17 protein-coding genes are annotated in these 20066 nt (G+C 65.9%); 8 read left to right on the forward strand and 9 right to left on the reverse strand.

Annotated elements, in window-relative coordinates:
- Positions 1-12 precede the first annotated feature (12 nt).
- Positions 13-954, reverse strand: coding sequence for an adenosylcobinamide-phosphate synthase CbiB (gene cbiB, locus QCE88_RS04700; protein WP_309899620.1), 942 nt, complete (start codon positions 952-954; stop codon positions 13-15).
- Positions 955-970: 16 nt separating this feature from the next.
- Positions 971-1519 (reverse strand): bifunctional adenosylcobinamide kinase/adenosylcobinamide-phosphate guanylyltransferase, encoded by a 549-nt coding sequence (cobU, locus tag QCE88_RS04705; RefSeq protein ID WP_309899622.1) that lies wholly within the window; start codon positions 1517-1519, stop codon positions 971-973.
- Positions 1520-1577: 58 nt separating this feature from the next.
- On the opposite strand from cobU, the gene QCE88_RS04710 reads away from it, so the two are divergent.
- Positions 1578-3062: a cobyric acid synthase gene (locus tag QCE88_RS04710; protein ID WP_309899624.1), complete on the forward strand. Its 1485-nt coding sequence runs from the start codon at positions 1578-1580 to the stop codon at positions 3060-3062.
- Here QCE88_RS04710 and QCE88_RS04715 read toward each other — a convergent pair.
- Complete coding sequence (locus QCE88_RS04715; RefSeq protein ID WP_309899626.1) at positions 3056-3475, reverse strand: PaaI family thioesterase; 420 nt, start codon at positions 3473-3475, stop codon at positions 3056-3058. The genes QCE88_RS04710 and QCE88_RS04715 overlap by 7 nt on opposite strands.
- 221 nt (positions 3476-3696) lie before the next feature.
- Here QCE88_RS04715 and QCE88_RS04720 point away from each other — a divergent pair, with 221 nt between their 5' ends.
- Complete coding sequence (locus QCE88_RS04720) at positions 3697-4323, forward strand: ParA family protein (protein WP_309899628.1); 627 nt, start codon at positions 3697-3699, stop codon at positions 4321-4323.
- A 241-nt stretch (positions 4324-4564) separates the two neighbouring features.
- Here QCE88_RS04720 and panD read toward each other — a convergent pair whose 3' ends face one another.
- The 4 genes from panD to QCE88_RS04740 form a co-directional block, all read right to left on the reverse strand.
- Positions 4565-4951, reverse strand: a complete 387-nt coding sequence (gene panD, locus QCE88_RS04725; RefSeq protein ID WP_309899630.1) for an aspartate 1-decarboxylase — start codon at positions 4949-4951, stop codon at positions 4565-4567.
- Between the two features lie 65 nt (positions 4952-5016).
- On the reverse strand, positions 5017-5850 hold the full coding sequence (gene panC, locus QCE88_RS04730; RefSeq protein WP_309899631.1) for a pantoate--beta-alanine ligase: 834 nt from the start codon (positions 5848-5850) through the stop codon (positions 5017-5019).
- 69 nt (positions 5851-5919) lie between these two features.
- Positions 5920-6747, reverse strand: a complete 828-nt coding sequence (locus QCE88_RS04735) for a ScpA family protein (RefSeq protein ID WP_309903399.1) — start codon at positions 6745-6747, stop codon at positions 5920-5922.
- Positions 6748-6821: 74 nt separating this feature from the next.
- Positions 6822-7010, reverse strand: a complete 189-nt coding sequence (locus QCE88_RS04740) for a DUF3460 family protein (RefSeq protein ID WP_309811417.1) — start codon at positions 7008-7010, stop codon at positions 6822-6824.
- Between the two features lie 404 nt (positions 7011-7414).
- Between QCE88_RS04740 and QCE88_RS04745 the strand changes: the two genes are divergently transcribed.
- Together QCE88_RS04745 and QCE88_RS04750 are read left to right on the forward strand one after the other, a co-directional pair.
- Positions 7415-9220: an autotransporter assembly complex family protein gene (locus tag QCE88_RS04745; protein ID WP_309899634.1), complete on the forward strand. Its 1806-nt coding sequence runs from the start codon at positions 7415-7417 to the stop codon at positions 9218-9220.
- A gap of 37 nt (positions 9221-9257) precedes the next feature.
- Positions 9258-13400: a translocation/assembly module TamB domain-containing protein gene (locus QCE88_RS04750; RefSeq protein ID WP_309899636.1), complete on the forward strand. Its 4143-nt coding sequence runs from the start codon at positions 9258-9260 to the stop codon at positions 13398-13400.
- Between the two features lie 155 nt (positions 13401-13555).
- On the opposite strand, the gene metG is transcribed toward QCE88_RS04750, so the two are convergent.
- The gene (gene metG, locus QCE88_RS04755; RefSeq protein WP_309899638.1) at positions 13556-15709 is read right to left on the reverse strand and encodes a methionine--tRNA ligase; all 2154 of its coding nucleotides are present in this window, start codon (positions 15707-15709) and stop codon (positions 13556-13558) included.
- Between the two features lie 132 nt (positions 15710-15841).
- Between metG and QCE88_RS04760 the strand changes: the two genes are divergently transcribed.
- Positions 15842-16348: a type II toxin-antitoxin system HicB family antitoxin gene (locus tag QCE88_RS04760; RefSeq protein WP_309899640.1), complete on the forward strand. Its 507-nt coding sequence runs from the start codon at positions 15842-15844 to the stop codon at positions 16346-16348.
- A 238-nt stretch (positions 16349-16586) separates the two neighbouring features.
- Here QCE88_RS04760 and QCE88_RS04765 read toward each other — a convergent pair whose 3' ends face one another.
- Positions 16587-17243, reverse strand: coding sequence for an OmpA family protein (locus QCE88_RS04765; protein WP_309899642.1), 657 nt, complete (start codon positions 17241-17243; stop codon positions 16587-16589).
- 263 nt (positions 17244-17506) lie between these two features.
- Between QCE88_RS04765 and apbC the strand changes: the two genes are divergently transcribed.
- The 3 genes from apbC to dcd all read left to right on the forward strand — a co-directional run bounded on the left by apbC (position 17507) and on the right by dcd (position 19979).
- Complete coding sequence (gene apbC / locus QCE88_RS04770) at positions 17507-18595, forward strand: iron-sulfur cluster carrier protein ApbC (protein WP_309899643.1); 1089 nt, start codon at positions 17507-17509, stop codon at positions 18593-18595.
- Positions 18596-18712: 117 nt separating this feature from the next.
- Positions 18713-19246 carry a superoxide dismutase family protein gene (locus QCE88_RS04775; protein WP_309899645.1) on the forward strand — a complete coding sequence of 178 codons (534 nt, stop codon included), beginning with the start codon at positions 18713-18715 and terminating at the stop codon, positions 19244-19246.
- Positions 19247-19409: 163 nt separating this feature from the next.
- Positions 19410-19979 (forward strand): dCTP deaminase, encoded by a 570-nt coding sequence (dcd, locus tag QCE88_RS04780; RefSeq protein WP_309899647.1) that lies wholly within the window; start codon positions 19410-19412, stop codon positions 19977-19979.
- The last annotated feature ends 87 nt before the right edge of the window (positions 19980-20066 follow it).

Consider the following 20066-nt stretch of genomic DNA (forward strand, 5'->3'; position numbering starts at 1 on the left):
GTGTGAGTCATGTCAGCCGCCCGCCGTCACGCTCGCGACCGCGAGCACCAGCAGCACCGCGAGCCACATCAAGGTCGCGCGCTCGACCAGCCGCAACGCCGCGACCACATGCTTCGGATTCGCGCTGTGCCCCGCGCCTAGTGTGGGCCGCGCCTCCAGCTTGCCGTGGTAGATCGCCGCGCCGCCGATCAGCACGTTCAGACTGCCCGCGCCCGCGGCCATCACCGGGCCGGCATTCGGGCTGTCCCACGAACGCGCCTGGGTGCGCCAGCAGTGCCAGGCCATGTGCGTGTCGCCGGCGAGCGCGTAGCTCGCGGCCGTCAGGCGCGCGGGAATGAAGTTGAGCACGTCGTCGAAGCGCGCGGCCGCCCAGCCGAAGCGCAGGAAGCGCGGCGTGCGATAGCCCCACATCGCGTCGAGCGTGTTGGCGAGCCGGAACATCAGCGCGCCCGGGCCGCCCGCGATGGCGAACCAGAACAGCGCGCCGAAGATCGCATCGTTGCCGTTCTCCAGCGCCGATTCGACCGCCGCGCGCGAGAGGGCGTTTTCATCGGCCTGCGAGGTATCGCGCGACACGATGCGCGCCGTGAGCGCACGGGCGCGGTCGAGGTCGCCGAAACTCAGTGCGCGTGCAATCGGCGCGATGTGCTGACGCAAACTCTTTGCGCCGAGCGCGAACCAGAGCAGCAGCACGTGCACGAGACTCGCATAGGCGAAGGGCAGCACGCTGACCAGCAGCCACGCCACCAAGACCGGCGGCGCCACCAGCGCGAACCACGCGAGCATGCCTGCGGGCCGCGCGCGGATGCCGGTGTTCATGCGTGCTTCGAGCTTCGTCGCGAGCTGGCCGAAGCCGACCAGCGGATGCCGCGCGCGCGGCTCGCCGAACAGACGGTCGACGATCACGCCAAGCACCGCGAGCAAGGCCATGGCGTAGACGGAGAGCAGCAACATCGTATCGATTCCTCCGTCAGCCCTTGAGCACGAGCGGCAGGCCCGCGGCCATCAGCACGGCGCGCGTGCTGGCGGCGGCGACGCGCTGGTTCAGCCGGCCCAGTTCATCTACATAGAGACGCGTGACCGAGCCGAGCGGCACCACGCCCAGCCCGATCTCGTTGCTGACGACGATGACCTTGCCGCGCGCGTCGGCCAATGCGGCGTCGAAGTCGGCGAAGGCGGCGCGGGCGCGCTCGGGCAGCACGGCGATGTCTTCACCGGAGGGTTCGGAGGAGAACAGCAGATTGGAAAGCCACAAAGTGAGGCAGTCGATCAGCACGCAGCCGCCCGGGCGATCCGCCGCGCGCAGCGCGCCCGCCAGATCGAGCGGCGCTTCGACCAGCGGCCAGTGCGCCGGCCTGCGTTCGCGATGCAGCCGCACGCGTTGCGCGAACTCGGCGTCGCCGATGCGCGCCGTCGCGATATAGGTGACCGGCAGTCCGCTGCGGTCGGCGAGGCGTTCGGCGTGCGCGCTCTTGCCGGAGCGGGCGCCGCCGAGGATGAAAGTGAGATCCGGGGTCATCGCGACATTGTACTGACGGGCTAAGATAGCGCGTCGTTCATCACAGGATTGGCCCCGTATGTCTTTCACGCCCCGCGGCACGCTGATGATCCAGGGCACGACCTCCGACGCCGGCAAGAGCACGCTCGTCGCGGGCCTGTGCCGTCTCGCCCGGCGCGGCGGCGTGCGGGTCGCGCCCTTCAAGCCGCAGAACATGGCGCTGAACAGCGCGGTCACGGTGGACGGCGGCGAGATCGGCCGCGCGCAGGCGTTGCAGGCCATCGCGGCGGGCGTACCGGCGCGCATCGACTTCAATCCGGTGCTGCTCAAGCCCACCAGCGACCGGGGCGCACAGGTCATCATCCACGGCCACGCGCACGCCAATCTCGATGCGCGCGCCTATCACGACTTCAAGCGCATCGCGCTGGAGGCGGTGCTCGTCTCCCACACGCGTCTTTGCAACGAGTTCGACGCGGTGATCGTCGAAGGCGCGGGCAGTCCGGCGGAAATCAATCTGCGCGACAACGACATCGCCAACATGGGCTTCGCGGAGCGGGTCGACTGCCCGGTCGTGCTGGTCGCGGACATTGATCGCGGCGGCGTGTTCGCGCATCTCGTCGGCACGCTTGCGTGTCTTTCCGAAAGCGAGCGCGCGCGTGTACGCGGTTTTGTGATCAACCGGTTTCGCGGGGATATCGGCTTGCTGAAGCCGGGCCTCGACTGGCTCGAAGCGCAGACGGGGAAGCCGGTGTTCGGCGTGCTGCCGTATCTGCACGGTCTCACGCTCGACGCCGAGGACATGCTGCCGAGCCAGCCGCACGCGCGCGGCAGTGCGCCAGTGCTGAAGGTCATCGTGCCGGCGCTGCCGCGCATCAGCAATCACACGGACTTCGATGCGCTGCGGGCACACCCGCAGGTCGACTTCAGTTATGTGCGCGCGGGCGTCGCGCCGCCGCCGGCCGACCTCATCGTGTTGCCCGGTTCGAAAAGCGTGCAGCGCGATCTCGCCTGGCTGCGCGAACATGGCTGGGACCGCGCGATCGGGCGGCATCTGCGCTACGGCGGCAAGGTGCTCGGCGTCTGCGGCGGGATGCAGATGCTCGGGCGGGAAATCGACGATCCGGACGGCGTGGAAGGCGTCGCCGGCTGTGTGGACGGGCTTGGCCTGCTCGAACTCGTCACCGTGCTGACGCCGCACAAGCAGCTGGAGAATGTCACCGGGCATTTGACGGTAGGCGCGGCGAACGCGCCCGTGCGCGGCTACGAGATCCACATGGGCCGCACGCACGGCGCGGCGCTCGCGCGGCCTTTGGTCGCGCTCGATGGCGGGCGCTTCGACGGCGCCGTGTCCGCCGATGGCCAGATCGCCGCGACCTATCTGCACGGCGTGTTCGACACGCCCGAAGCCTGCGCGGCCCTGCTCGCGTGGGCGGGCGTGACGGACGCTCAGCCGCTCGACTATCCAGCGCTGCGCGAGGCGTCGCTGGACCGTCTGGCCGATTCGTTCGCGCAGGCGCTGGACCTCGATGCGCTACAGGCGGCGTTCGGGCCGCCGCATCAGTAAAGAATCATCTGCGTGCAACGGAACAGGGCGATGAGCTTGCCGTCGCCGTTCGTTACCGTGGCGTCCCAAACCTGCGTGCTGCGCCCGAGGTGCACCGCCGTGGCGGTCGCGACGATCTTGCCTTCGCGCGCCGTCGAGACGTGGTTGCTCTTCAGTTCGAGCGTGGTGAAGTTCTGCGCTTTGTCGGGCAGATGCGCGATGCACGCGTAGCCGCAGCAGGTGTCCGCGAGGCCGACCACGGTTGCGGCGTGCAGGAAGCCGTTGGGCGCGAGGAGTTCCGGCCGGATCGCGAGTTTGCCGCTCAGCCGGCCCTGATCGAGGGAGAGCAGTTGCACGCCCAGCAGATCGGGCAGGCAGCCTTTCTGACGATTGCGCAGGAAGTCGAGCGTGACATCGGAGCGGAGCGAAGTCATGGGTGTGGGCGGTTCCGGTGAGGGTGGTGGGAAGGTCGGAAGCGGGACGACAGGCGCCGGCCGCGGCCTGACCGATCGGCCGACATGCCGGATGTCACGCTTTTGCCGATAATATCAACGCTCGAAACAGGCATCCGCCAGGAATTTCATTCAATAACGACGAAAACGCGTGTCGTCCGGCCCAATCCGGTCGGCGCGCCGAACTTTCTCCGGGACCTTTCATGACTGTGATCGTGGTGGCAAATCCGAAGGGCGGCGTAGGCAAGAGCACGCTCGCAACCAATCTGGCAGGCTATTTCGCGGCGCAGGGCGAATGGGTCGCGCTCGCCGATCTCGACAAGCAGCGCTCCTCGCACGCGTGGCTTTCGCTACGGGCGGACACCTTGCCGAAGATCGAGGAATGGGGCGTCGATATCGATTCCCCGGCGAAGCCGCCCAAAGGTCTGGAAAAAGCCGTCGTCGATACCCCTGCCGGCGTGCATGGCAATCGCCTCGCGCTGGCGCTGGAACTGGCGGACAAGGTGATCGTGCCGCTGCAGCCGTCGATGTTCGACATTCTTGCCACCCAGGACTTTCTCGCGCGGCTGGCGAAGGAAAAGGCGGTGCGCAAGGGCGCGATTGAAATTGGCGTGGTGGGCATGCGGGTCGATGCGCGCACGCGCTCGGCCGACCAACTGCATCGTTTTGTCGAGGGACTGGAGTTGCCGGTACTCGGCTTCCTGCGCGACACGCAGAACTACGTGCAACTCGCCGCGCATGGCTTGACGGTGTGGGACGTGGCGAAGAGCCGGGTCGAGAAGGATCTGGAGCAGTGGGCGCCGATCGTGGAATGGGCGGGGAAGAAGTGAGGGGGTGGCGGGCCTGATTAGCAGGTCGCCGGTACGGTCGGAGGCTTTCCAGGCCGCTCGTCCGGGTGGGCAACGGCCGATGTGGTGAAACCGGCTCGGTTGCCCGACGTATCAACTCGCGGGCATGCTTTCCAGTGCGCGGGGCGACGCCAGCAAGCCGGTCAGAATCGTGTCCGCGACGCGCCTGGAGAATTCAGCCGCCATGCGGATATTGCTGCGTCGCCGCTCCCCAAAAAACCCCTTACGTCCAGCTCTGCACCGGCACGTGATCCCGGCTGCCCTTGATGCGGTTCTCTTCATCGACGAACACGAGATCCGGTTTCCAGCCCGCCTTGATCTCTTCCTCGTCCACCTGCGCGAACGCCGCGATGATCACCAGGTCGCCCAGTTGCGCACGTCGCGCGGCCGAGCCGTTCAGCGAAATCATGCCGCTGCCGCGTTCGCCCTTGATCGCATACGTGGTCAGGCGCTCGCCGTTGTTCACGTTCCAGATGTCGATCTGCTCGTTCTCCATCAGGTTGGCGGCGTCGAGCAGGTCTTCGTCGATCGCGCACGAACCTTCGTAGTGAAGCTCGCAGTGCGTGACCGTCGCGCGGTGGATTTTCGATTTGAGCAAGGTGCGCTGCATGGTGCTTCTTTCCTTTTCCTTCAGATGCTTGAAATGCGTGAAATGCGTGAAATGCTTGAGATACGTCAGATTTCCAGATTGTCGATCAGGCGCGTCGCACCGAGCTTCGCCGCCGCGACCACGACGAGCGGCGCGTCCACATCCGCTTCGCCCGGCGGCAGCAGGTCGACGCGCTTGCGCACGCTGATGTAGTCGGGCTTCCAGCCGCGTCCGGCGAGCGCGTTCATCGCGTCGCGTTCGAGCGCGGCGATATCGCGATTGCCGGACAACAGCGCCTCGCGCACGCGCTGCAATTGCGCGACGAGCTGCGGCGCCTCGGCGCGCTCGGCGTCCGAGAGAAAGCGGTTGCGCGAACTGAGCGCCAGCCCGTTGTCCTCGCGCACGGTCTCGGCGGCGATGATCTCCGTCGGCAGCGCGAACTGGTTGCACATGGCGCGCACGATCATCAGCTGCTGATAGTCCTTCTTGCCGAACACCGCGACGCGCGGCTGCACGCACGACATCAGTTTCATCACCACCGTGCACACGCCGGTGAAGAAGCCGGGGCGGAATTCGCCTTCGAGAATGTCGCCGAGATTGTGCGGCGGATGCACGCGATACTCCTGCGGCTGCGGATACATGTCCTTCTCGGTCGGCGCGAACAGCACGTAGACGTTTTCCCGCTGCAGCTTCTCGATGTCGTCCTGCAGCGTGCGCGGATATTTGTCGAAGTCCTCGTTCGGGCCGAATTGCAGGCGGTTCACGAAGATGCTGGCCACGACCGGGTCGCCGTGCTGGCGCGCGAGACGCATCAGCGAGAGATGGCCTTCGTGGAGGTTGCCCATCGTCGGCACGAAGGCGGTGCGGTTCTGGCCGCGCAACTGGTCGCGCAGTTCATGAATGGAGCTGATGACTTTCATCGAGCGGGTGTCTCCTGTCGGCGCGGCCTCGATGCGGCCGCGTCTGAACAAGCCAAGGGGTAAGCGGTGTCAGGCGGGAGCGTACGCGAGTCTGACGTAGATCGGCGCATACGGCTCGGCCTGCGTGATCTCGATCAAGGCTTCGCGCGACAGCTCCAGCATCGCGATGAAGTTCACCACGACCACCGGCACGCCGCGCGAGGTGTCGAAGAGTTCGGTGAACTCCATGAAGCGCGCGGTCTGCAGGCGTCGCAGGATCACGCTCATGTGCTCGCGCACGGACAACTCCTCGCGCGAGATCTTGTGATGCTGGACGAGCTTGGCGCGCTTGATGACGTCGGCCCACGCGGCGCGCAGGTCGTTCATGTCGACGTCCGGGAAGCGCTGCTCCGCCGCCTGTTCAATATGAATGTCGGCGCGCAGGAAGTCGCGCCCGAGCTGCGGCAACTGGTCGATCCGCTGCGCCGCGAGTTTCATCTGCTCGTATTCGAGCAGGCGCCGCACGAGTTCGGCGCGCGGATCCTCGGCTTCCTCGCCGGTGTCGGCCTTCCTGACCGGCAGCAGCATGCGCGACTTGATCTCGATCAGCATCGCGGCCATCAGCAGATACTCCGACGCGAGCTCCAGATTCGATTCGCGGATCTGCTCGACATAGCCGAGGTATTGCGCGGTGACATCCGTCATGGGGATGTCGAGCACGTTGAAATTCTGCTTGCGGATCAGGTAGAGCAGCAGGTCCAGCGGGCCTTCGAAGGCTTCGAGGAAGATTTCGAGCGCATCGGGCGGGATATAGAGATCCGTGGGCAGCTTCCACAGCGGTTCGCCGTACAGATGCGCGATCGCGACGCCGTCGATGGTGTCGGGCGTCGAATCGGTCGCGGGGGCGGCGAGCGCCACCGCCCGGTCTTCCCGTGCGCCTTCACGCCGCGCTTCGGGCGCCGAAGGCGGCTCGTGGCCGGCTGCGCTCACGTTCAGAAGTTCTGGTAGTAGACGTAGGGCGTCTGCTGCACGCGCGATTGCTGCTGCTCGCCGCGCTCGTCGAGGTCGATCGGCTGCTTGTCCCACAGAAGCGCGCGGCCGCGGCGTTGCTCGGCTTCCAGCGTGGGCTTCTGCTCTTTCAGCTGATTGATGAACTGGGTGATGTCCGACTGGTACATGATCCGGCTTCCGTTGTCCGTTGAGTCGATGCGGGGTTCGATGCGCGGTGCGGTGGGGTCTGCTTCGAAGCGGCTCTGAGGTCCGCTCCTGCCCGCGCGCCGCAATTTTACCGCAAGCCCGCGCCCCCGACGCCGCTCGCTGCAACATGCACGTCCGTGCGCGATTCGCGGAACCCCGCGCGCCGTGTGCCGTCCAACCGGCGCGCTTGCAGGGCCGCATGTGCTTGTCCATGCTCGTCCGCACCGTTTCGCGGACTGCAATGCGCCGCCGGCCTGCGCCAGTGTGGTGAAATAGCGCCTGCGCCGCCTGAACCTGCCGCCGCGCCGCGCGAGCCTGACGACGCGGCGGCTGCACGCTCGGTTGCCATCCTTTCAAATTCAAGTCATCCCGATGCCGGAGGTCACGTTTGGCGGGGCGTTCGTTTGATCCGCTGCGCGCGTTGCGCGCCAAGCCGCTGTGCCCGAGGCGTTTCCCCGCCGTGCTCGCCGCGTTCCTCGCGTGCGGCGTGCTGGGCGTGTTTGGCTTGGTGACACCGGCTTTCGCGAAGTACGACGTCGATATCGACGCGCCGCGCAGCATCAAGAAGCTGCTGAAAGACAATCTCGACCTGTCGCGCTTCGCCAAGCGCGACGACGTCAGCGACGACCAGATCCAGTTCCTCATCACGGCGGCGCCGAAGGACGTGCGCGATCTCGTCGCGACGGAAGGCTATTTCTCGCCGGTCGTGCGCACCGACGTCGCGAGCGAGGACGGCAAGCGCACCGTCAAGATCAGCGTCGATCCCGGGCCGCGCACGCGGGTGGCGTCGGTGCAGCTCATCTTCACGGGCGCGGTGACCACCGAGGACCGCGCGCAGGAGAACGCGGCGCGCTTCGCGTTTTCGGTCAACGAAGGCGATCCATTCACGCAGGACGGCTGGAACGACGCGAAGAACGCGGCGCTGCGCGCGCTGCAATCGAAACGCTATCTCGGCGCGAAGATCGTCCGTTCGCAGGCGCGCATCAATCCGCGCGCGCATCTCGCCGATCTCTCCGTCACCTTCGACAGCGGCCCGACCTTCACACTCGGCAAGCTCGACGTGAGCGGCACGCGGCGTTACCCGGCGTGGATCGTCGATCACGTGAATCCGATCCAGCCCGGCGAAGTTTATGACGTCGCGCGCATCAACGAACTCCAGCGCCAGGTGCAGAACACGCCGTATTACGCGAGCGTGGCCATCGACGTGGACAACGACGTGAGCAAGCCTCAGGACACGCCGCTGCACCTGAAAGTGTCCGAGTATCCGTACAACAGCATTCGTTATGGCGTCGGCTACGCGACCGACACCGGTTTTCACATCCAGGGCGCCTACAGCTACCTGAATACCTTCAACGCCGCGTATCCGTTCACCATCTCCGGCCGCCTCGACCAGACGCAGCAGTACGGGCGCGTGCAGCTCGCGATGCCGCCCGACGGACATGGCTGGGTCAACGCCGTGTTCGGTTCGTACACCATCACCGATGTCTCCAGCACGAACATCTACAGCGGCCGGGTGGGCGTGCAACGCTCGCGCTCGCGACAGAACATCGACACGACTTTCTCGCTCACCTTCTACGACGACCGCCTGACGCAGAACGAGCCCAACCCGTCGACGGCGCGGGCGCTCGTGCCGGCGTGGAGCTGGGTGCGGCGCGACGTCGACGATCCGCTGTTTCCACGCCGCGGCAACATCATCCGCGCCGAAGCGGGCTTCGCGGTGAAGGGTGCGATGACCGACCAGACCTTCGCGCGGCTCTATACCAACGCGCTCCAGTTCGTGCCGCTCGGCAAGAACGACCTGCTGGTGTTCCGCGCGGAATTCGGTGGGGTCTTCACAAGCGGGCCGTCGAGCGGCGTGCCGGCGTCGCTGCTGTTCCGCGCGGGCGGCGCGAACTCGGTGCGCGGCTATAGCTATCTGAGCATCGGCAACAACGTGGCCGGTTCGATCCTGCCCACCAAGTACATGGTCACCGGCAGCAGTGAATATCAGCACTGGTTCACGCATGACTGGGGCGGCGCGATGTTTTTCGATATCGGTGCGGCCACCGATACCTGGAGCGAGCGCGTGTTCGAGCCGGGCGTGGGCGTCGGTGTGCGCTGGCGCAGTCCGGTCGGGCCGGTCAATGTCGATCTGGCGTATGGCCTGAAGAACAAGAGCATCAAGCCGTACCTGACGCTCGGCATCGCCTTCTGACGCGCGCGACAACCATGACACGGAACCGTGAACCCGCATGACCGAGCCGACCCCGCACAGCGACGCTGAAGCCCCGCCGCCCGGCAACGACGCCGGCGCGGGCGCTTCAACACCGCCTCCGCCTCCGCCGCGCCGCAGCGCCGCGCGGCGGCTCGCTCGCTGGCTCGGCGTGCTGGTGCTGGTCGTGGTGCTGATCGTCGGGCTGGCGGTCGGCACGGTGCTCTATGTGCTGAACACCGAGCGCGGCACGCGCTATGCATGGAACGCGGCCACGTCGCTGCTCAAGGGGCAACTGACCGGCACGCTCGACGGCGGTGCGATCGCCACCGGCCTGCGCCTGCGCGACGTCCACTGGAAGGACGGCAAGGGCACGGACATCACGGTGGACAGCGTCTCGGGCCGCTGGGCGCTCACGCGTGAGCCGCTGCGCTTCACGATCGACTATCTGCACGTGGGGACGGTCGATGCGCGCATTGCGCCGTCCAACGAGCCCAGCAAGAAGACCGAGTTGCCGACGGACCTGCGCAGCCCGATCCAGCTCGTCATCAACGATGTGTCGGTGGACAAGCTGCGCCTGCACCAGGGCACGACGACCACCGAGTTCTCGCGCCTGCTCGTCAGCGGCCGCACCGATGGCCAGCATCACGAAGCGACCGTGCAGCGGCTCGATACCCCGTTCGGCGCGGTGACGGCGTCGCTGAAGCTCGACGGTGGCGCGCGGCCCTTCCCGTTGTCGGGCGACGCGGGCTATTCCGGCAAGCTCGCCAACGAGGCGGTGACCGTCAGCGCGCGGCTGTCGGGCTCGCTCGAAGACCTGATCGCCGATATCGACGCCAGCGGCATGAAGCTGAACGGCCGGGCGCACGTCGAAGCGCTGCCGTTCGCCGACGTCCCGCTCAAGTCGGCGCTCGTCACCTTCGATCACGTGAATCCGCAGGCCTTCAGCCCGGCGGCGCCCGAGGCGGATCTGGCCGTGCGCGCCGAAGTGAAACCGGTGGAGGGTGCGGACGCCAAGGGCTTCGTCGTGAGCGGCCCGGTGTCGATCGTCAACGCGAAGCCGGGTTCCATCGACAAGAAGTTGCTGCCGCTCATCGATGCGCACGCCGACGTGCGGCTCGACGCCTCCGCGCAGACCATCACGAATCTCGATGTACGGCTCCTGAAGAACGCGACCGTCACCGGCGGCGGATCGCTGGCGGGCGGCAAGGGCAAGTTCGACCTGAAGGTGGCGAAGCTCGACCTCAACGCGATCGAACCGACCCTGCGTCCCACCGATTTCGCCGGCCCCATCGGCATCGTGCTGGACGGCGACAAGCAAAGCATCAGCGCCGACCTCAACGATCCGAAAGCGACGATCCGCGCGCAGGCCAAGGTCAGGCTCGACCCGCAGCAGACGACGCTCGACGAAGTGAAGCTGACGGTGGGCCGGGGCCGCGTCGAGGCGAACGGCGTGCTGAAGAAGGACGCGCATTCGAGCTATGACCTGAAAGCGAAGTTCATCGACTTCAATCCGCTGCTGCTGCAACAGCAACTGATCGCGCAGAAGCCCGCGCCCGTGAAGAAAGGCGCGGCGAAGAAGCCCGCGGCCGCCGCGCGGCCGGTGGAAGCGCGCGTGAACGGCACGCTCGCCGCTGCCGGCACGCTCGCGCCGACGCTCACGGCGAAAGCCACGTTCAAGCTCAACGACAGCATGTACGACAACCTGCCGCTGACCGGCCAGGGCACCGTGCAGGTCGCGGGCACGCGCCTGTTGCCGAGCAAGGCGTCGCTGTCGGTGGCGGGCAACGATGTCGATCTGAACGGCAGCTTCGGCGCACCCGGCGACCGGCTGCGCTTCCGTGTCGATGCGCCCGCGCTCGAACGGCTCGGCTTCGGCCTCGCCGGCACGGTCAAGGCGGACGGCGACCTGACCGGCTCGATCGCGCATCCGAACGTCGCGGCCAACTATCAGGCCGATGGCCTCGTGTTCGGCGCCAACCGGCTGGGGCACGCGGAAGGCCGCGCCGATATCCGCGACGGCGCCAATGGCGCGCTCGTCTTCACGCTGAAGGCGCGCGACGCGAGCACGGACGGCATCGAAGTCGCGAATCTCGACGCCAGCCTGAACGGCACGCGCGCGCATCACACGCTCGACGTGACGGCGACCGGCAAGGTGCGCGGCCAGCCGGTCAATCTCGCGCTCGGTGCGAACGGCAAGTTCACCGACGCGCCCGACGGCCCGCACTGGGACGGCACGATCACGAAGCTCTCGAACAAGGGCACGCCCTCGGTCAATCTCGAAGCGCCGCTGACCGTGAGCTACGGGCCGCAGCGGCTCGTGCTCGGCGCGACGCGGCTGGTTGCCGAAGGCGCGGTGCTGAGCCTCAAGTCCTTTGCGATGGAACATGGCCGGATCCAGTCGGCGGGCACGCTGACGAATCTGTCGGTGCCGCATCTGCTCGAAGTGCGCCAGGAACTGACCGGCGCGGAGCCGCCGATCCGCACCGACCTCGTCTTCGACGGCGACTGGGACTTCTCGCTCGGCACCACCGCGACGGGCCACGTGCAAATCAAGCGCCGTGCGGGCGACGTGACCATTGACGGCACGCGCGGCGTTTCGGCGCTCGGCATCTCGGACATCACGGCGCGCGCGGATTTCTCCGGCGGCAACCGGCTCAACGCGTCGCTGCATGCGCAGGCGAGCCGCATCGGCGTGATCGACGCGAACGTGCACACGCCGCTCGTGAACCGCGACGGCATGCTCACCGTCGATGACAACGCACCGCTCACCGGCGCCGTCGACGCCAATATTCCCGAGCTGCGCACGACCGGCGGGCTGCTCGGTGCGAACTATCTGCTCGGCGGCAGGATGGCGCTGAAGCTGGTGATCGCGGGCATCGTCGCGAAGCCGACGCTGTCGGGCTCGCTGACGGGCGACAACCTGTCCGCGACGGTCGTCGATCAGGGCGTGCAGCTGAAGGACGGCATCATCCGGATCGCGCTGGCGGAGAATCTGGTGGATTTCCAGCGCGTCGAGTTTCATGGCGCGAGCGGCACGCTGCGCGCGACCGGCAAGGTGCGGCTCGACCAGCAGCAGCCCGACCTGACGGCCAGCATCATCGCGGACAAGCTGGAACTGTTCGCCTCGCCGGACCGCGAACTCACGCTCTCGGGCGAGGCGAAGATCGCCAACGCGGGGCTGGAGGGCGGTATGGCGATCGACGGCAAGTTCACCGTGGATCACGCGCTGATCGACTTGCCGGAGTCGTCCGCGCCGAAGCTCGGCGATGACGTGGTGATCGAACGCCCCGACGGCACCATCAAGGGCGACAACCAGCAGCTCACCGCCGCGACCGGCAAGCCGGTGGGACCGTTCACGCCGCGCGCGAACATCGAGATCAATCTGGGGCAGCGCTTCCGCTTCAAGGGCGCGGGCGCGGATCTCGGGCTGGCCGGCTCGATCACGGCGACGAGCGCGCCGAACATGCCGCTGCGCGCGGTCGGCAACGTGCGCGTGACGACGCCCGGTTCGTCGTACACCGCGTTCGGGCGCAAGCTGAACATCGAGAACGGCTTCTTCACCTTCAACGGACCGGTGGCGAATCCGGGCATCAACATCCTGGCGATGCGGCGCAATCAGGAAGTCGAAGCGGGCGTGCAGGTGACCGGCACGGTGCAGGCGCCGGTCGCGCGGCTGATTTCCGAGCCGAGCGTGCCCGACAACGAGAAGCTCTCGTGGCTGCTGTTCGGGCACGGCACGGATCAGGGCAACAACGTCGGCCAGCAGAGCGCGATGACGAGCGCGCTCGCGCTGCTCGGCAGCAAGGGCGGCGCGAAGATCGCGCAGACGGTCGGGCTGGACGAGTTCACGGTGGGTTCGAGCGAGGTGGGCCTGACCGATCCGCAGGTCGTGCTGCTCTCGAAGGCGATCAACGAGCGCCTGGTGATCGGCTATGAACAGGGCTTGCAGTCGGCGGCCAACGCGGTCAAGGCGACGCTCAACCTGTCGCGCTTCTGGGCCGTGACGGTGTACGGCGGCACGTATCAGGGCGTCGATCTGTCCTATACGCGCAGGTTCAGTTCGTGGGCGCGGCTGTGGTCGGGGGCGTCGTCGCGGGCGGCTGCGTCGGCTGCGGATTCGGCCGCGGCGGCGTCCGGGGCGTCGTCGAGCGAGGCTTCGCCGCCGGGCGACGCGGACTGATCAGGTTCAGTCACGAGCGCACGCGGGAAACAAGAAGGGAATGCGGTTCGCGTGCGTGTGAAAAAAAGAAGGGCACGCGTTTCGCGTGCATGAGAAAAAAGAAGGGCACGCGTTTCGCGTGCCCTTCGGCTTTGAAGCGATGTCCTAGGGCGCGCTTACTTCACGCGCATGCCGGGTTTCGCGCCGCTGTGCGGCTCAAGGATGTAGAGGCCCGGCTCCGCCTTCTCGTTCGCCGCCGACGCCGCCAGCACCATCCCTTCGGACAAACCGAACTTCATCTTGCGCGGGGCGAGATTGGCGACCATGACCGTCAGCTTGCCGATCAGGTCCTGCGGCTGATACGCCGACTTGATGCCCGAGAACACGTTGCGCGTCTTCTCCTCGCCGACGTCCAGCGTGAGTTGCAGCAGCTTGTCGGAGCCTTCCACCGCCTTGCAGTCGACGATCTTCGCAATGCGCAGATCGATCTTCGCGAAGTCGTCGATGGAGATGACGCCGCTTTCGTCCGTCTGGTCCTGCTTCGGTTTGGCGTCCTTCTTGGCGGTCGATGCCGGTGCCGCCGCTGCCGTGGCCGCTTCCGCGCCCGGCTGCAGCGATTCGCGATTGGCCTCGAGCAGCGCCTCGATCTGCTTCGGATCGACGCGCGTGGTCAGGTGCTTGTACGCGTTGATCGCACTCGCCGATGACAGCGGCCGCGTCGCGTCCGTCCACACCAGCGGCGCGATGCCGAGGAACGCTTCCACCGCCTCGATGAGCTTCGGCAACACCGGCTTCAGCGCCAGCGACAGCAGGCGGAACGCTTCCAGACTCACGCTGCAGGTTTCATGCAGCGCGACGCTGTTGGCCGGGTCCTTCGCCTGATCCCACGGCTTCGCGGTATCGACATAGGCGTTGACGGTGTCCGCGAGGTCCATGGTCGTGCGCAGCGCGCGGCCATATTCGCGGGCTTCGTAGAACCCGGCGATCTGCGGAATTGCCGCACGCAATTGCCCGAGCAGCGGATGATTCATCGCGCTGTCCTGCACGCGGCCTTCAAAGCGCTTGATCAGGAAACCGGCTGCCCGGCTCGCGATGTTCACGTACTTGCCGACCAGATCGCTGTTCACGCGCGCCTGGAAGTCCTCCAGGTTCAGGTCGATGTCTTCCATCGTGCTGTTCAGCTTCGCGGCGAAGTAGTAGCGCAGCCACTCGGGGTTGATGCCCGTGTCGATCACGCTCTGCGCGGTGATGAACGTGCCGCGCGACTTCGACATCTTCGCGCCGTCGACCGTCAGGAAGCCGTGCGCGAACACGTTCGTGGGCGTGCGATGGCCGGAGAATTCCAGCATGGCCGGCCAGAACAGCGTGTGGAAATACAGGATGTCCTTGCCGATGAAGTGATACTGCTCGGTCGTGGAGCCGGGTTTGATCCAGTCGTCGAACGCCAGGCCGATACGGTCCGCGAGGTTCTTGAAACTCGCGTAATAGCCGACCGGCGCGTCCACCCACACGTAGAAGTACTTGCCCGGCGCGCCCGGAATCTCGAAGCCGAAGTAGGGCGAGTCGCGCGAGATGTCCCAGTCGGCGAGCTTGGCCTCGCCCTTGTCGCCGAGCCATTCGCGCATCTTGTTGGTCGCTTCCGGCTGCGCGAGCCCGCTGACCCAGCCGCGCAGGAACGACTCGCAGCGCGGGTCGGACAGGCGGAAGAAGTAATGCGTCGAGGTCTTGCGGATCGGCGTGGCGCCCGAGACGACCGAATACGGATTGATGAGTTCGGTCGGCTGGTAGGTCGAGCCGCAGACTTCGCAATTGTCGCCGTACTGGTCCTTGGCGCCGCACTTCGGGCACTGGCCCTTGATGAAGCGGTCCGGCAGGAACATTTCCTTGACCGGGTCATAGGCCTGCTCGATGTCGCGTGCCTCGATCAGGCCGGCCTGTTGCAGCGCGGCGTAGATCGAATTGCACAACGCGCGGTTTTCTTCGGCGTCGGTCGAGTAGTAGTTGTCGAAGGAGATGCCGAAGCTGTCGAAGTCGCGCTTGTGTTCCTTCCACACGCGTTCGATCAGCTGTTTCGGCGTGATGCCTTCCTTCTCGGCGCGCAGCATGATGGGCGTGCCGTGGGTGTCGTCGGCGCCGACGTAATAGACCTCGTGGTCATGCATGCGCAGCGTGCGAACCCAGATGTCCGTCTGAATGTACTCGACCATATGGCCGATGTGGATCTGACCGTTCGCGTAAGGCAGCGCGGACGTGACGAGGACCTGGCGGCGGCCGCTGGCAGATGAAGCGGCGGGCGCGGCGGCGGCGGGGGCGGGAATCGGTGCTGACATGGAGGCGCGGACCGTGGGAGAGCGGTGAGGGGTGAAAGACGAAAGATCGATTTTAGCAGGCAGGTCAAGAGCGAACGGTGCCCGCGCAACGTGCGCGCTGATCGCTACTGCGGGGCATCGACAAAAAACATCATGAAGCGTGCAGATTTCGCCTGGAGGGTTGAAACGTCGGCGTTGTATCTTCGGCGTTCCCGAAGCGTCGCCAGGAGCATCCGCATCATGCTGTCTTATCCAGTCACTCTGGAACTCGATACCAACCACACCTATCTCGTTACGTTTGCCGACATTCCGGAAGCGCTGTCCGTCGGTGATGATCACGACGAGGCGCTCGTCAATGCAGTCGACGCGCTGGAAAGCGTGCTCGAAAGCTACTTCGAAGAAAAGCGCGAAGTGCCCATGCCATCCAGGGCAGGAAAGGGCCAGCCAGTCGTGTCCTTGCCGGCGCTCGTCGTCACGAAGGTGCTGCTGCAGAATGAAATGCTTCGCCAGGGCGTCCGCAAGGCCGAACTTGCGCGGCGGCTGAACGTCCACATGCCGCAAGTGGACCGCCTGCTGAACCCACGCCATTCGTCGAAGCTGGAGGCGATCGAGGCGGCGTTTCTGTCGCTCGGCAGGCGTCTGAAAATCTCGGTGGCGTGAATCGGTCCGGCACGTTCACAAACCGTGCGCGCAAAAAAAAACCGGGGTCCAATTGGGCCCCGGAGCAACAACGACAAGAGGAGAATGGCAGGCGATGGCGTGGCCATCCACCTACCGTAAAGACAGACACGCGCCGCGCGCCCAAGTTTCAAATTTTTTTCAGACGCTTGCGTCTTCGTGCCGGACCGCGCTCCGCCGCACGTTCCGCGCGGCGAATTCTCCTTTCAAATCAATTGCCTTACTGCACTTGTCCCGGCTGTGCCGTCGCACGCAGATAGATCTCCACGCGACGATTCTGGGCGCGGCCGGCTTCCGTCGAGTTGTCGGCGATCGGCTGATTCTGGCCCATGCCCTGCGATGACAAGCGTTGCGCCGCGACGCCGTGCGTCGCGATGTACGACGTGACGCTCTGCGCGCGATTCTGCGACAGCGTCTGGTTGTAGGCCGGCTGGCCCGTGTTGTCCGTATGGCCGATGACGTTCGCCACCAGCTCCGGATGCTGCTGGAGCGTCTGCGTGACCGAGTTCAGCACCGGGTCGAACGAAGGCTTGATGGCGTAGCTGTTCGTATCGAACGAAATCGAGTTCGGAATGTTCACCTTCAGCGAACCGTCCTGCTGCTCGGTCACCTGCGTGCCCGTGCCCTTCGAGTCGCCGGAAATCTTGTTGCGGATGGACTGCCAGTTGTAGCCGACGATGCCGCCCGCCGCCGCGCCGGCACCCGCGCCGATCGCCGCGCCCTTGCCGCCGCCGAAGATCGCGCCGATCGCCGCGCCGGTCGCGGCGCCCGCGCCGGTGCCGACCGCCGTGTTGGTGCCCTGCTGCGTCTGGCAGCCGGCAAGAATGGAGCCCGCAATGGCGAGCACGGACAGGCGCGTCAAGAACTTCGTATTCATCTCTGATCTCCTTTGAATCGACAAGCATTCGGCGACAGGCGCCGACAGTGCGGGAGGGTCTTCGGACGGGCCTCCGGACGAGCCTCTACAATAACGAGAAACCGGCCCGAGCGCCCTGTGCGATGCGTCCCCGGAAACAATTGCAGCGGGATAGTGCAGCGCACGCGAGCCGCGCGCAACGGCCCATAACAAATACTTTCAATTTCGTCAGATTGTTGCAATGCGCCGGAAGCGGAGAGCAACAAGCGTTCCACGGAGCCCCAATGAGCATTGACCGCGTGAAGATCGACACCGTACTCGCCACCCTGACCGATCCGAATACCCACCGCAAGTTCGTCGATACGAAAAGTTTTCGCAGCGTGTCCGTTGACGGGTCGACGGTCGCGGTGAGCGTGGTGCTCGGCTATCCGGCGAAGTCGCAGTTCGAAACCATCCGCGAACAGGTGGCCGGCGCGCTGCGTCAGATTGCCGGCGTGTCCGACGTGAAAGTGGACGTTTCGTCACAGGTCGTGGCCCATACCGTGCAGCGCGGCGTCAAACTGTTGCCGGGCGTCAAGAACATCATTGCGGTGGCATCGGGCAAAGGTGGCGTCGGCAAGAGCACGACGGCCGCGAACCTCGCGCTGGCGCTGTCGGCCGAAGGCGCATCGGTGGGCATGCTGGACGCCGACATCTACGGCCCCTCGCTGCCCATGATGCTCGGCATCACGGGCCGCCCGGAGTCGCCGGACAACCAGACGATGAACCCGCTGATCGGCCATGGCATCCAGGCGAACTCCATCGGCTTTCTGATCGAGCAGGACAACCCGATGGTCTGGCGCGGACCGATGGTCACCTCCGCGCTCGAACAATTGCTGCGGCAGACCAACTGGCAGGACCTGGATTATCTGGTCATCGACATGCCGCCCGGCACCGGCGACATCCAGCTTACGCTGGCGCAGAAGGTGCCGGTGACGGGCGCGGTGATCGTCACGACGCCGCAGGACATCGCGCTGCTGGACGCCAAGAAGGGCTTGAAGATGTTCGAGAAAGTCGGCATTCCGATTCTCGGCATCGTCGAGAACATGAGCACGCACATCTGTTCGAACTGCGGCCACGAGGAGCACATCTTCGGCGCGGGCGGCGGCGAGCGCATGGCGAAGGAATATGGCGTCGAGATCCTGGGCCAGTTGCCGCTCGACATCGCCATCCGCGAACGCACCGACGCCGGCCAGCCGACCGTCGTGTCGCAACCGGAGAGCCGCATCGCGGAGACCTATCGCGCGATTGCCCGGCGCGTTGCGATCGCGGTGGCCGACCGGCAGCGCGACATGAGCTCGAAGTTCCCGAGCATCGTGGTGCAGAACACCTGAACGGAGCACCGCGCGGATCACGGCGAGCCTTGTGCGGTGCGGCTCGCGGTATCATGTCGCCTTCGATGCGCGGCCGCGTGGATGCACAGGGCGTCAGCGGGCCGCCGAGAGGATCGCATGAGAATCAGATTCGACGGGAAGGCGCTCCGCGCCTTGATCGCGACGGCCGTGTGCAGCGTCCTGCTGAGCGGCTGCGGCCTCATCTTCCAGAACCACGAAAAACGCGCGGACGCGGTGCTCCAGCCGACGCCCGGCAATGCCGCGCGCGGCACCATCACGTTGATCGAGCGCGCCGACGGCGTGCAAGTCTCCTACAGCCTCACCGACATGCCGCCCAACAGCGACCACGCGCTGACCGTGCATGAGCGCGGCGACTGCATCGCCATCAACGACCAGGACACGAGCCCGGTGTTCGCGCTGCCCTCGGAGCGCCGGCGGACGTCGAGCCGCCTCGAGGGCGAGCTCGGCAACATTCACGCGGACGCGAACGGCGCGGCGACCGGTTTCATCGTGGCGACGGACGTCTCGCTCGACGGCGTGCGCTCGGTCATTTCCCGCGCCATCATGCTGCACCGCGAAGCCATGGACCCGTATGCGAGCGCGCCGCACAACGTGGGACCGGCGCTCGCCTGCGGCGTGATTCGCCGCTAGGCGCGCGCGCCGGGCACGCACCCACGGCGCCGCGGCGCGATCGCGTAAAATACGCGCTTTCGTCTGGCGGGCGCGGCAAGGAATGCCGCAGCGAGCCGGGCTTCGTTTGACAGCAGGCGGCGGTCGCGAGACCGGAGCCGTTCACCGTTGAGTAGCGTCCCCTATGAGCATCAAGTCCGACAAGTGGATTCGCCGCATGGCCGAGCAGCACAAGATGATCGAGCCGTTCGTGCCCGATCAGGTGCGGGTCACCGAGGACGGCCGCAAGATCGTGAGCTACGGCACGTCGAGCTACGGCTACGACATCCGCGTTGCCGACGAATTCAAGATCTTCACCAACATCAATTCGACCATTGTCGACCCGAAGGCCTTCGACGAAAAATCGTTCGTGGACTTCAAGGGCGACGTCTGCATCATCCCGCCGAACTCGTTCGCGCTGGCCCGCACGGTGGAGTATTTCCGCATTCCGCGTTCGTGCCTGACCGTGTGCCTCGGCAAATCCACCTACGCACGCTGCGGCATCATCGTCAACGTGACGCCGTTCGAGCCGGAATGGGAAGGTTATGTGACGCTCGAATTCTCGAATACGACACCTTTGCCTGCCAAAATCTACGCCAACGAAGGTGTCGCGCAAGTTCTGTTCTTCGAGAGCGACGAAATATGCGAGACCTCGTACGCGGATCGCGGCGGGAAATATCAAGGGCAGCACGGCGTGACGCTGCCGAAAACCTGATCATCGCCGCGCGTTTCGAGACGCACACGGCAGACGTTTGGTCGAAGACCGCTGGCTTCGGGATTGCTTCCTGGACAGCGGTCGTTC

Source organism: Caballeronia sp. LZ035, assembly GCF_031451175.1.
Classification (GTDB): domain Bacteria; phylum Pseudomonadota; class Gammaproteobacteria; order Burkholderiales; family Burkholderiaceae; genus Caballeronia.